Genomic DNA, 12,929 nt, shown 5'->3' with positions numbered 1-12,929 from the left:
TAGGGAGAGGGGGGGCCACAAACTCCAGACTGAGTTCGTGGCCACCCCTCTCTCCCGCTCTCCACCGCAAGGGGGGAGAGGGCTCACCTTTGCTGTGGCTCCAGCTTGCCTCGATGGCCTTTCTTCCCTCCCCCCGAAAGGCCCATCCTTTTCAGCTTGAACCGCGGCCCGTTCCCGGGAAAATACCTCTCAAACAACGCCGGCACTTGATCCCTGTCATGGCGGGACGCTCGTCCTGTCGGTCAGGTCAAGGCCAGGCGAAAAGGGAACGGGAGCGCGGGCATGAACGTCAAGGGAACGAGCCTCTATCACGAGGTCCATGCGCGCTCGCTGGCTGATCCCCAGGGCTTCTGGGCCGAGGCGGCCACGGAGATCGACTGGATCGAGCCGCCAAAGACGATCTTCGATGCCTCGCACGGCGTCTACGGTCGCTGGTTCATGGGGGGCGTCGTCAACACTTGCTACAACGCGCTCGACCGCCATGTCGAACGCGGCCGCGCTGACCAGGTCGCGCTGATCCATGATTCGCCGCTGACGGGCTCGGTCACCAAGTTCACCTATGCCGAGCTATTGGGTGAGGTGCAGGCGCTCGGCGCCATCATGCAGGATTTTGGCGTCGCCAAGGGCGATCGCGTCATCCTCTATATGCCGATGGTGCCGGAGGCCGTCGTCGCGATGCTCGCCTGCGCGCGCATCGGCGCGGTGCACTCGGTCGTGTTCGGCGGCTTTGCCGCCAAGGAGCTCGCCACCCGCATCGACGACGCACAGCCGAAGCTCATCCTCTCCGCAAGCTGCGGCATCGAGCCCGGCCGGATCGTGCAGTACAAGCCGCTGCTCGACGAGGCGATCAAGCTTGCGGGCACGAAGCCGCAGGCCTGCATCGTGCTGCAACGTCCCCAGCATATCTGCGACCTCACGCCGGGCCGCGACTACGATTGGGCGAGCCTTCGCCGCAAGGCGATGAACGACGGCAAGAAGGCCGCTTGCGTGCCTGTCGCGGCCACCGATCCGCTCTACATCCTCTACACGTCAGGCACGACCGGGATTCCCAAGGGCGTCGTGCGCGACAATGGCGGCCATCTCGTCGCGGTGAAATGGTCGATGTTCAACCTCTATGGCGTCAAGCCGGGCGAGGTCTGGTGGTGTGGCTCCGACATCGGCTGGGTGGTCGGCCACAGCTACATCATCTATGGCCCGCTGCTGCATGGCGCGACGTCGATCATGTACGAGGGCAAGCCAATCGGCACGCCCGATGCCGGCGCGTTCTGGCGTATCATCAGCGAGCACAAGGCGGTCGCCTTCTTCACCGCACCGACGGCGTTCCGCGCGATCCGCAAAGAGGATCCTGAAGGCAAGTTCATCCGGCAATACGACCTGTCGCAATTCCGCACGCTGTTCCTCGCCGGCGAGCGCGCCGATCCGCCGACGGTGGAATGGGCGGAGCAGCAGCTCAAGGTGCCGGTGATCGACCATTGGTGGCAGACCGAGACGGGCTGGTGCATCGCCGGCAACCCGGTCGGTCTCGGTATGCTGCCAGTGAAGCATGGCTCGCCGACGGTGCCGATGCCGGGCTACCAGGTCGACGTCGTCGACGAAGCCGCAAAGCCCGTCGGCCCCAACACCATGGGCTCGATCGTCATCAAGCTGCCGATGCCGCCGGGTTGCCTGCCGACGTTGTGGAATCAGGACGCGCGCTTCAAGGACGCCTACCTCACTGAATTCCCCGGCTACTACAAAACCTCGGACGCCGGCTACAAGGATGAGGACGGCTATGTCTTCGTCATGGGCCGCACCGACGACATCATCAACGTCGCCGGCCACAGGCTCTCCACCGGCGGCATGGAGGAGATTTTGGCCTCGCATCCGGATGTCGCCGAATGTGCCGTGCTCGGCGTCAAGGACGCGATCAAGGGCGAGGTGCCCTGCGGCTTCCTGGTGCTCAAGGCCGGCGTGAAGCGGCCGCCTGCGGAGATCGAAAAGGAGATCGTCGCGCTTGTGCGCGACAGGCTCGGCCCCGTCGCCGCCTTCAAGCTCGCCATCACCGTCGGCCGCCTGCCGAAGACGCGTTCCGGCAAGATCCTGCGCGGTACCATCAAGAAGATTGCCGATGGCGAAGCCTGGACCATGCCGGCCACGATCGAGGATCCCAAGGTGCTGGACGAGATCGGTGAGGCGCTGAAGGGGAGGGTGTGAGGTTACGCTCGGGCCGTCGTGCCAATGAGGTGCGACGCTGCCGCCCCAACCTCTGCTGTCATCACCCGCGAAAGCGGGTGATCCAGTACTCCGCGGCGGTAGTTGCGTGACCCAATGACCGCCGCGGCGTACTGGATTCCCCGCTTTCGCGGGGAATGACAGCGAGCGGGGAACGACGCCCAGGGACTTACAATCTCCTCATTCCGCGCTAAACAGGGCCGGCCAACAGGGGACCTCGTATGCCACTCGCCACCGCGCCGCGCCTGCTTGTCGCCGTGTTGCTCGCCATCGCTGTCTCCGCCTGCTCCGCGCGCTACCAGACGCCGGTAGCGGTGGGTGGCGACGATGACGACGCGGTCTGCCAGAGCCGCGGCTATGCGGCAGGCTCGCCCGAATATGTGGCGTGCCGCAAGGACCGTGACGTCCAGCGCAACGCTGCGACCACCCGCGCCGACCGCCGCCAGCGCGATCTCGGCGAATACATGCTGAACAATCCCCAGCGGCCGTAGGTACAACTCGGTTCGTAGCCCGGATGTAGCGAAGCGCAATCCGGGAGACGTGCATCGGCGTGTCGTGCATCCCGGATTACGCTGCGCTCCATCCGGGCTACTCTTGTTGAAGAGACAAAGCAAAAACGCGGCAGGTTTCCCCGCCGCGTTTTGATTGCGTTCGATGACGAATTGAGAGGGGAGCCTTACTCCTCCTCCTCGTCCTGCTTCTTGCCGCCGAGCGTCTTCAGCTTTGCGAACACGGCGTCGACGTTGAGGTCGTCGCTCGAGCGCTCGGCCGGCTCGAATTCGTCCTTCTTAGTGGTTTCGGAAGCCGGCAGCAGGGTGGCGCCGCCGTAGGATGCGTCGATCGGCTTTTCCTTCGCCGCGCGCGCCACTTCGAAATCGAGCTCGATCTGCGAGCAAAGGCCAAGGGTCACCGGGTCGATCGGGGTCAGCTGGGAGGTGTTCCAGTGGGTACGGTCGCGAACGCTGGCGATGGTGCTCTTGGTGGTGCCGACCAGGCGCATGATCTGGGCGTCCTTGAGCTCCGGATGGCTGCGCAGCAGCCAGAGGATGGCGCTCGGGCGCTCGTGACGGCGGGAGACCGGGGTGTAGCGCGGGCCCTTGCGCTTCGGCTGGGGCGGCAGAATCACCTTGCTCTCCTGGAGGCGGAGTCGGTAGTCCGGGTTCCTCTCGCCCTTCTCGATCTCCTCGCGGGTCAACTGGCCGTTGGAGAGGGGATCCATGCCCTTGATGCCCTGAGCAGCGTCGCCGTCGGCGATCGCGCGCACCTCGAGGGGATGCATCTTGGTGAAATCGGCGACCTGGTCGAAGGTCAGCGCGGTGTTGTCGAGCAGCCAGACGGCGGTCGCCTTGGGCATCAGAGGTGCGTTGCTCATGGCAAATCTCCTTTGTGCTTCGCCCACCCCTCTGGAGGCGAAACCGGTGGTCATCAGCGATGACAGGGAATTCGCGCTATATAAGCCCGGAGGGGCTAGCCACGCAATGGTTCTGCTATAGATAGTGCCTTGACAGCGCCCGAAAGGGGGCCCAATTCCCTTGGAAACGCCTGTAGAGTCCTAGCAGACCCTTTTAAGCCCCATTCCATCCATTGACCGCCCCCGCCAGAAGGCGAAACGGGTGATTCGGTCCCGAGATCGCTCAATGTCAGCCAAACCAGACCTCAAGATCGTGCTTTGTTCTCCCCGCGGCTTCTGCGCCGGGGTGGTCCGGGCGATCGACACCGTGGAACGGGCGCTCGATAAATACGGCGCCCCCGTCTATGTTCGCCACGAGATTGTGCACAACAAATACGTCGTCGACGGGTTGAAGAAGAAGGGCGCGATCTTCGTCGAAGAGCTCGCCGAAATCCCGGAAAACACCACCGCGCCGGTGGTGTTCTCGGCCCATGGCGTGCCGAAATCGGTCCCGGCCGACGCCACCTCCCGCAACTTGTTCTCGCTGGATGCGACCTGCCCGCTGGTCACCAAGGTGCACCGCGAGGCCGCGATCCACTTCAAGCGCGGCCGCGAGATCTTCCTGATCGGCCACTCCCATCATCCTGAAGTGGTCGGCACGCTCGGCCAGCTTCCGGTCGGCGCCGTGACCCTGATCGAGACCGCCGAGGACGCCAAGACCATCGTCCCGAAGAACCCCGACAACATCGCCTTCGTGACCCAGACCACGCTGTCGATCGACGACACCGCGGAGATCGTGGCGCTGCTCAAGGAGCGCTTCCCGAATATCAACGGCCCGCACAAGGAAGACATCTGCTACGCCACCACCAACCGCCAGCTCGCGGTGAAGAAGGTGGCGCCGGTGGTTGACGCGCTCATCGTTGTCGGTGCTCCCAATTCGTCGAACTCGCAGCGCCTGCGCGAAGTCGCCGAGCGCGAAGGCTGCGGGATTGCGGTGCTGGCGCAGCGCGCCACCGACATCGACTGGACCAGGTTCGGCAACATCAAGAGCCTCGGCATCACCGCGGGCGCGTCCGCGCCGGAAGTGATCGTCGAGGAGATCATGGACGCGTTCGCCGAGCGCTACACGCTGCATGTGGAGACGGTCTCGGCCGCGGAAGAGAACGAGTTCTTCCCGCTGCCGCGCCAGGTGCGTCCCGAAGCCGCCGCCGAGTAGACTTTTATGGCGGTCTACACCGACGTTGCCGCCGACGAGCTTGCGGATTTCCTGAAGCAATACGATCTCGGCGAGTTGCTCTCCTACAAGGGCATCGCCGAGGGCGTCGAGAACACCAACTTCCTGCTGCACACCAGCAAAGGCTCGTTCATCCTCACGCTCTATGAGAAGCGTGTGGCGAAGAACGACCTGCCGTTCTTCCTCGCGCTGATGACGCATCTCGCCGAGCACGGCGTCACCTGCCCGCTGCCGGTGAAGGCCGGGGACGGCGAGGCGCTGCGCGAGCTGTCGGGCCGGCCGGCCGCGATCATCACCTTTCTCGAAGGCGTCTGGCCGCGCAAGCCGAACGTGGCCCATTGCGCCGGCGTCGGCGAGGGACTGGCCAGGATGCATCTGGCCGGCGCCAATTTTGCGATCAAGCGTGGCAATGCGCTGTCGGTCTCCGGCTGGCGGCCGCTGTTCGACGCGGCGGCAAGCCGCGCCGACCAAGTCCAGCCGGGCCTGCATGCGTTTCTCGCCGCCGAGCTCGACTATCTCTCGAGCGGGGTCTGGCCGAGCAATCTGCCGGAGGGCGTAATCCACGCCGACCTCTTCAACGACAACGTCTTCTTCCTCGGCGACAGGCTCTCCGGCATCATCGACTTCACCTTCGCCTGCAACGACATGCTGGCCTATGACGTCGCGATCTGCCTGAATGCCTGGTGTTTCGAGCCGGACCATTCGTTCAACGTCACCAAGGCGCGCGCCTTCCTCAATGCCTATGGCCGGGTGCGAAAACTCTCCGAGGCGGAAGAAGCCGCGCTGCCGCTGCTCGCGCGCGGCGCCGCGATCCGCTTCCTGCTGACGCGGCTGGTCGACTGGCTCAACGTGCCCGAGGGCGCGCTGGTCAAGCCCAAGGATCCGCTGGAGTATTTTCGCAAGCTGCGCTTCCACCAGAGCGTTTCCAGCGTGCGCGACTACGGGCTGATGCCGTCAGGACTGGTCGCGTGAGCGAGCTTCCCATCGTCACGATCTATACCGACGGCGCCTGCTCGGGAAATCCCGGGCCCGGCGGCTGGGGCGCGATCCTGAAGTTCGGCGACAAGGAAAAAGAGCTGAACGGCGGTGAACGCCACACCACCAACAACCAGATGGAATTGATGGCGGCGATCTCCGCGCTCGAAGCGCTGAAGAAGCCGTGCACCGTCGATCTCTATACCGACAGCCAGTATGTGCGGCAGGGCATCACCGGCTGGATCCACGGCTGGAAGCGCAACGGCTGGCGCACTGCCGACAAGAAGCCGGTGAAGAATGTCGAGCTATGGCAGCGCCTCGATGCGGCGCTGAAGCAGCACGAGGTCCGCTGGCACTGGGTCAAGGGCCACGCCGGGCACCCGGAGAACGAGCGCGCGGATCAACTCGCGCGGGATGGGATCGTGAAGGCGCGGTTGCAGCAGCGGGTGGGGGAGTAGGCGACGCGCTATCGGCGTCGCCCGGTTTCGTAGGGTGGGCAAAGCGAAGCGTGCCCACGGCTTCTTCTCAATCAAGGAAAGATGGTGGGCACGGCGCTGACGCGCCTTTGCCCACCCTACGGCACTTCCCGCTTGGAAGGAGCTCTGGCCTAAGCTTACAGCTGCCCCAGCAGCGTATCGCCGCCGGAGACCTCGACCTTGCCGGGCATCGCTTCGAGGTTCAGCTTCTTCACCACGCCGTCCTCGACCAGCATCGAATAGCGCTTGGAGCGGATGCCGAGGCCGTTGCCGGAGGCGTCCAGCTCCATGCCGATCGCCTTGGCGAAGTCGGCATTGCCGTCGGCGAGGAAGATGGCTTCGTCGCGCTGGTCGGTATCGCGCTTCCAGGCGTTCATGACGAAAGCGTCGTTGACGGAGACGATGGCGATGGTGTCGACGCCCTTGTCCTTCATGGCATAGGCGTTGAGGAAGATGCTCGGCAGGTGCATCTTGTGGCAGGTGCCGGTGTAGGCGCCGGGCACTGCGAACAGCGCCACCTTCTTGCCCTTGAAGATGTCGTCGGTGGTCTTCACCTGCGGACCCTCGGCCGTCATCACGCGGAATTTCGCCTCGGGCAGCTTGTCGCCAGTCTGGATCGCCATCGTCAGTCTCCCTGAAAATCGGTCCCGCTTTTTAGACCGTGCGGCGGCGCTGCACAACATTGGCGGCGAGGGGCGCGTCTTTCACCGTTCTGTCATCAGCCGGCAAAACCGCCGGCGTCGAGGAAGGCCTGTTCTTCCTCGGTGGTATCGCGGTCGAGGAGGCGGTTGCGGTGGGGAAAGCGGCCGAACCGCTGGATGATGTCGGCGTGCTCCTGCGCGTATTTCAGGTTCTCGGCATTGTCGGTGTTCTGAAACAACGCGACGCAATGCAACTGGTCGGGCAGGTGCTCGGAATGCATGAAGGGCAAATAGAGGAATTCGAGCAGGATGGGATCGATCCTGCGATCGACGCCCCGATCGATGGCGCGGCGGGCGACGTCGCGCGCCGGCGCGTCGCTGGCAAAGGCTTCCGGCGTGCCGCGAAACATGTTGCGGGGAAACTGGTCGAGCGCGATGACGAGCGCGAGCGCGCCCTCGTCGCTTTCTTCCCAGGAGGCCAGCTCGCCGGCGGTCGCCCGCTTCCATAGCGGAAAAAAGCGACGCCTGACCTCCGCGTCGAAAGCGTCGCTGCGCTTGTACCAGCGCTCGCGGCCGGCCTCGCGCCAGAAGGCGAGAATGCCCGACGGCGTGATGTCGCCGACGTCAGTCATGAACCCAAGAGTCATGAACCAAGGCGCGGCCTAAGCCGCCTCCGCCTTCTTCTCGTCGCGGAGCTGCCGGCGCAGGATCTTGCCGACATTGGTCTTCGGCAGGTCGGTGCGGAATTCGATGTGCTTGGGCACCTTGTAGCCGGTGAGCTGCTCCTGGCAGAACTTGATCACGGCTTCCGCGGTGAGGTTAGGATCCTTCTTCACCACGAACGCCTTCACCGCCTCGCCCGACTTGGAATCGGGAATGCCGATCACGGCGCATTCGAGCACGCCCGGATTGCTGGCGATCACTTCCTCGATCTCGTTGGGATAGACGTTGAAGCCGGAGACCAGGATCATGTCCTTCTTGCGGTCGACGATCTTGGTGTAGCCCTTCTCGTCCATCACGCCGATGTCGCCGGTGCGGAAATAACCGTCCGCGGTCATCACCTTGGCGGTCTCTTCCGGCCTGTTCCAGTAGCCCGACATCACCTGCGGGCCCTTGGCGCAGATCTCGCCGGGCTGGCCGAGCGGGACTTCGTTGCCGTCGTCGTCGCGGATCGAGATGTAAGTCGAAGGCACAGGGATGCCGATCGATCCCGAGAACTCGGTCGTGGTCGCGGGATTGCAGGTCAGCGTCGGCGAGGTCTCCGACAGGCCGTAGCCTTCGGCGATGAAGCAGCCGGTCACCGCTTTCCACTGCTCGGCGACGGGGCGCTGCACCGCCATGCCGCCGCCGTTCGAGATCTTCAGCTTGGAGAAGTCGAGCTTCTTGAAGTCGGGATGGTGCATCAAGCCGTTGTAGAGCGTGTTCACGGCGGGGAAGCTGTTGACCTGGTACTTCGCCAGCTCCTTGACGAAGCCCGCGATGTCGCGCGGATTGGGGATCAGCAGATTGCAGCCGCCGGCGCGCACCGCGAGCAGGTAGCAGGCCGTCAGCGCGAAGATGTGATAGAGCGGCAGCGCGCAGACGATCATGAGCTGATCGACATGCGGCGGCGCGGCGAGTGCCGGCTGGAGCCAGGCGTCGTTCTGCAGGACGTTGGCGACGATGTTGCGATGGAGCAGGGTGGCGCCCTTGGAGACGCCGGTGGTGCCGCCGGTATATTGCAGGAAGGCGACGTCGCCCGGCGACAGCTTCGGCTTGTTGAACGTCAGGCCGCGGCCGACCGATATCGCGTCGTTGAAGGACACCGCGCCCGGCAGCGACCAGGCCGGCACCATCTTCTTGACGCGGCGGACGACGAGGTTGACGATCACGCCCTTGAAGCCGAGCAGGTCGCCCATGCTGCCGACGATGACATGCTTGACTTGTGTCTTCGCGATCACCTGCTCGACCGTGTGGGCGAAATTCTCCAGCACGATGACGGCTTCGGCGCCGGAATCCTTGAGCTGATGCTCGAGCTCGCGCGGCGTGTAGAGCGGGTTGACGTTGACCACCGCGAAACCGGCGCGCAGCACGGCCGCGGTTGCGACCGGATATTGCAGCACGTTCGGCATCATGATCGCGACGCGAGCGCCACGTTGCAGGCCGCGGCCCTGCAAATAGGCGGCGAGCGCCAGCGACATCTGGTCGAGGTCGCGATAGCTGATCGCCTTGTCCATGCAGATGAACGCCTTGCGGTCGGCGAACTTGGCGAAGCTCTCCTCCAGCAGGTCGACCAGCGACGCGTATTGGGTCGGCTCGATATCAGCAGGCACGCCGGGCGGGTATTGCTTGAGCCAGATGCGCTCCATGGAAAACTCCCCTCAATTTACCAGAGCCCGTTGTGTCTCGGGCTTGCCTCATTGCGGCCAGTATCGAGCCTGCCGGAACGGGTGGCAAGCCGTTCGAGGCTTAGGACAAAGGTCCGGGAGTGGCTACTGGAATTGTCGCAAGCCGTTCTGCCGCAGGTGCGAAGCGCGGGCGCGGCTTGCGATGGGTGCCGTTAACTGTTGTTGGCGGGCTTGGCGGCGGGCTTGGTCGCGGCCTTGGGCTTGGCGGGCTTGGCCGCCTGATCGCCGCTTGCCGCAGGCTTCTCGGCGGGTTTCGCCGCCGCATCGTGCTTGGCCGCGGCATGCTTGGTCCCGGCCGGCTTCGCAGCGGACTTGGTATCGCTCTTGGCGTCGGGCTTGGTCGCAGCCGGCTTTGCCGCCGCCGTCTTGGCATCCTTCGGCTTGTCGGCTGGCTTGTCGGTCGCGTCGGGCTTCCTGGCGACGCGCGACTTCTTGCCACGCGGCTTTGGCGTGGCCTGCTGGTCGGCATCGGCCGCGACCGCCGCGATCAGGGCGGTGCCGGTGCGGGTCGGGCCGGTATAGACCAGCACGGGCTCGGCCGCAGCGGGGGCGGAGGCCATCAGCTCGGAGGCCTTCATCAGGGGCGGCTGAAGGCCCGCGGTGAAGAAGGTGACCTGGGCTTCGCCGCCGGTGGCGGAGGCCGATCCGGACGTGCCGCCATTGGCGGCGATCAGTGCGTCGTCATCGTCGCTGGCCGGCCGTTTGCGATGACCGCCGCACATGTCCTCGCGCAGGTTCGGCGGCGAGGCGTCGACCGGCACCAGCCTGTCGACGGTGCCGAGCGAGGGGCGGAGCCAGGTGAGATTGTCCTGGCTGAAGCCGCGCTCGAGCAGCTGCGCCGCCTTGACCGCACGCGCAGTACCGGAGTTGGCGCCCAGCACGACGGCGATCAGCCGGCGGCCGTTGCGCGTGGCCGACGCCACGAGATTGTAGCCGGAGGCGCAGATGAAGCCGGTCTTGAAACCGTCGGCGCCGGGGTAGCGGCCGATCAGCTTGTTGAAATTGCCGGTGACGCGCTTGCCGAAGCGGATTGCGGGGATGTGCACGAAGTATTCGTATTCCGGCAGGTCGCGCAGGAACGAGCGCGAGAGAATGCCGAGGTCGCGCGCGGACGTGATCTGGCCGTCGGCGGGCAGGCCGTTCGGATTGACGTAGCTCGTCTGCGTCATGCCGAGCTTCTGCGCGGTATCATTCATCATCGCCGAGAAGCCGTCGATCGAGCCGCCGACGCCTTCGGCGAGCACCACGGCCATGTCGTTCGCCGACTTCACCATCATCATCTTCAGCGCGTTGTCGACGGTGAGCTGTGTTCCCGGACGGAACCCCATCTTCGACGGCGATTGTGAAGCCGCCGTCGGCGACACCGTGAGCAGCGTGTCGAGCGTCAGCCTGCCGTCCTTGACCGCCTTCAGCGTCACATAGGCTGTCATGATCTTGGTGACGGAGGCCGGATACCAGGGAATGGTCGCGTTCTCGGCCTGCAGCACCTTGCCGCTGTCAGCTTCGATCAGCAGCAGTGCCTCGGCGCCCGCGGTGCGCGGCGCAAGCAGTACGGCGGATGCGAGGGCCGCAGCGAACAGGTTGAACAGGGACTTGCGAAGCAGCGGGCGAAGGGCGTGCACTATCCGATTCCGGTCCTTGGAGACCCGCCGGTTCCGGTCGGATCTCGTGATCTGATGTTCGGTTCTGAAATCCGGCGCCGCCGCTTGCGGCGTCGCAAACCTATACCGGCTCGTGCGTCGAGAACAGGGGTTTCGGCCGGGTATTCCGCGATGAAATAGGCCGAATTTCGACGATGCTATGGGGACTTGACCGCAGTCGCCGCAGCCTCGGCGGCCGTCACGCTGGCCCGTGCATTTTCCTGAACCATGAACTGGGCCCTGGCGAGTTCGGCAAAATGGCCGCCTTTGGCCACGAGTTCATCGAAAGTTCCGCTTTCGATCACGCGGCCGTTCTCGAACACCAGGATCCGCGTGGCATTGCGGATGGTGGAGAGACGGTGGGCGATCACGAACGTGGTCCGTCCCTTCATCACTTCGTCGAGAGCGGCGTTCACCTTGGCCTCGGTGACGGCGTCGAGCGCGCTGGTGGCCTCGTCCAGGATCAGGATCGGTGGATCCTTCAGCAGCGCGCGGGCGATCGACAGCCGCTGGCGCTCGCCGCCGGAGAGCATGCGGCCGCGCTCGCCGGCATTGGTCTCGAAGCCGCCGCTGCGCTCGATGAATTCGAGCGCCTGCGCGCGCTCCGCGGCCTTGCGCATCTCGGCTTCGGTCGCATCCGGCTTGCCGACGTGCAAATTCTCCGCGATCGAGCGGTTGAACAGCAGCGCCTCCTGGAACACCACGCCGATGTTCCGGCGCAGCGACGTCAGCGTCACGCCGCGGACGTCCATGCCGTCGATCCTGATGAAGCCCGACTGCGGATCGAAGGCGCGATGCAGAAGCGCGATCGCCGTCGACTTGCCGGCGCCGGTCGCGCCGACCAGCGCGATGGTCTGGCCGGGCAGCGCGGTGAAGGAGAGGTCCTCGACCGCCGGCCGCTTGCCGTCATAGGAGAAGGTGACGTCGTTGAATTCGACGAGGCCGGAGAGCCGCCCGGCATCGATCGCGTCGGGGCGGTCGTGGACCGCGGGCACGGCGTCGAGCACGTTGAAGAACTCGCGCAGCCGCGGGGCTTCCATGAACACGTTGTTGATGAAGCTCACGACCTGCTCGAGCTTCTGGATCAGCAGCGTCGCGAAGCTCACGAACATCACGATCTCGCCGACGGAGGTGAGCCCCTGATCGTGCAGCGCGATGCCGAGCGTGAAGATCGCGAGCACCGTGATCGTCGTGGAGGCGCGCGTGATCACGGTGACGAGCGCCCACCAGGACAGCACCGGCATCTGCGCGGCCAGCAGCTCATCGGCGACGGAGCGCAAGCCCTTCACCTCGGACTCGACGCGCACAAAACTCTGCACCAGCGCGACGTTGCCGAGCGCGTCGGAGGCGCGCGCGGAGAGCTCGCTATAGTGCTCCTCGACCTGCATCTGCATGCCGAAGGTTCTGCGCACGACGAAGGTCGTCAGCGCGGTGAAGACGATGCAGAGCACGAACAAGAGGACCGCGAGCCGCCAGTTCAGGTAGAGCGACAGCGGCAGCAGCACCACGACCGACAGGATCGCGGCAAAGTGCTCGCGGAAGAAGCCGAGCCACAACCGCCACAGCGCATCGGTGCCGTTGAGCATCACCTTCATCAGCCGGCCCGAATGGGTGCCTGAGTGGAAGGTCAGCGGCAGTTGCAAAATGTGCTCGAAATAGTCGGTCAGCACCGCCTGGCGCTGGCGGTGGGAGAGCCGGTCGGCTTGCAACGCCACGATCGCGCTGCAGCCGATGGTGAACAGCCCGAACGCTACCCAGGCCAGCAGGAACGGCCACGCCGAGTTCGATCCGGCGACCGTCTTGCCCGAGAGCACGTCGACGATCCGGCCGAACAGCACGGGTTCCGCGAACTGCGAGGCCGCAAGCAGGAGATTGGCAAACGCCAGCAACCAGCCCAGCCGCGCCTCCTTGCCGAGCAGTTCGAGAACGCGGGTGTAGAGACGGAGGATGGGCATGCGGGGACGAACTCGGGCGG

The 12,929-nt window shown here is 65.0% G+C and carries 11 protein-coding genes; 5 read left to right on the top strand and 6 right to left on the bottom strand.

The annotated features are described in order from the left end of the window. Positions 1-282 precede the first annotated feature (282 nt). Together AC5ZFO_RS03990 and AC5ZFO_RS03985 are read left to right on the top strand one after the other, a co-directional pair. The gene (locus AC5ZFO_RS03990) at positions 283-2,193 is read left to right on the top strand and encodes a propionyl-CoA synthetase (protein WP_282519791.1); all 1,911 of its coding nucleotides are present in this window, start codon (positions 283-285) and stop codon (positions 2,191-2,193) included. Between the two features lie 239 nt (positions 2,194-2,432). Further along, positions 2,433-2,702, top strand: a complete 270-nt coding sequence (locus tag AC5ZFO_RS03985) for a hypothetical protein (protein WP_282519792.1) — start codon at positions 2,433-2,435, stop codon at positions 2,700-2,702. A gap of 185 nt (positions 2,703-2,887) precedes the next feature. Here the strand turns inward: AC5ZFO_RS03985 and AC5ZFO_RS03980 are convergent, their stop codons facing one another. After that, positions 2,888-3,583 carry a DUF1013 domain-containing protein gene (locus AC5ZFO_RS03980; protein ID WP_282519793.1) on the bottom strand — a complete coding sequence of 232 codons (696 nt, stop codon included), beginning with the start codon at positions 3,581-3,583 and terminating at the stop codon, positions 2,888-2,890. Positions 3,584-3,848: 265 nt separating this feature from the next. Here AC5ZFO_RS03980 and ispH point away from each other — a divergent pair, with 265 nt between their 5' ends. Genes ispH through rnhA form a run of 3 tightly spaced genes read left to right on the top strand, consistent with a single transcriptional unit; the run spans position 3,849 to position 6,268 of the window. After that, positions 3,849-4,817, top strand: a complete 969-nt coding sequence (ispH, locus tag AC5ZFO_RS03975) for a 4-hydroxy-3-methylbut-2-enyl diphosphate reductase (protein ID WP_063985850.1) — start codon at positions 3,849-3,851, stop codon at positions 4,815-4,817. Between the two features lie 6 nt (positions 4,818-4,823). Continuing rightward, positions 4,824-5,807 (top strand): homoserine kinase, encoded by a 984-nt coding sequence (locus AC5ZFO_RS03970; protein ID WP_282519794.1) that lies wholly within the window; start codon positions 4,824-4,826, stop codon positions 5,805-5,807. After that, a complete protein-coding gene (rnhA, locus tag AC5ZFO_RS03965; RefSeq protein WP_014491534.1) occupies positions 5,804-6,268 on the top strand; it encodes a ribonuclease HI in 465 nt (154 codons plus the stop codon). The genes AC5ZFO_RS03970 and rnhA overlap by 4 nt, the downstream gene beginning before the upstream one ends. Before the next feature lie 155 nt (positions 6,269-6,423). Here rnhA and AC5ZFO_RS03960 read toward each other — a convergent pair whose 3' ends face one another. The 5 genes from AC5ZFO_RS03960 to AC5ZFO_RS03940 form a co-directional block, all read right to left on the bottom strand. Further along, positions 6,424-6,909 carry a peroxiredoxin gene (locus tag AC5ZFO_RS03960; RefSeq protein ID WP_007597501.1) on the bottom strand — a complete coding sequence of 162 codons (486 nt, stop codon included), beginning with the start codon at positions 6,907-6,909 and terminating at the stop codon, positions 6,424-6,426. A 95-nt stretch (positions 6,910-7,004) separates the two neighbouring features. Next, the gene (locus tag AC5ZFO_RS03955; RefSeq protein ID WP_282519796.1) at positions 7,005-7,559 is read right to left on the bottom strand and encodes a DUF924 family protein; all 555 of its coding nucleotides are present in this window, start codon (positions 7,557-7,559) and stop codon (positions 7,005-7,007) included. 30 nt (positions 7,560-7,589) lie between these two features. Beyond that, positions 7,590-9,275, bottom strand: coding sequence for a long-chain fatty acid--CoA ligase (locus tag AC5ZFO_RS03950; protein ID WP_282519797.1), 1,686 nt, complete (start codon positions 9,273-9,275; stop codon positions 7,590-7,592). Positions 9,276-9,466: 191 nt separating this feature from the next. Then, on the bottom strand, positions 9,467-10,936 hold the full coding sequence (locus AC5ZFO_RS03945; protein WP_282519798.1) for a D-alanyl-D-alanine carboxypeptidase family protein: 1,470 nt from the start codon (positions 10,934-10,936) through the stop codon (positions 9,467-9,469). 176 nt (positions 10,937-11,112) lie between these two features. After that, positions 11,113-12,909, bottom strand: a complete 1,797-nt coding sequence (locus AC5ZFO_RS03940; protein WP_282519799.1) for a glucan ABC transporter ATP-binding protein/ permease — start codon at positions 12,907-12,909, stop codon at positions 11,113-11,115. Positions 12,910-12,929: the final 20 nt, after the last annotated feature.

Source organism: Bradyrhizobium sp. Unk1, from assembly GCF_059512345.1.
This window is presented reverse-complemented; position numbering and strand designations above follow the sequence as displayed.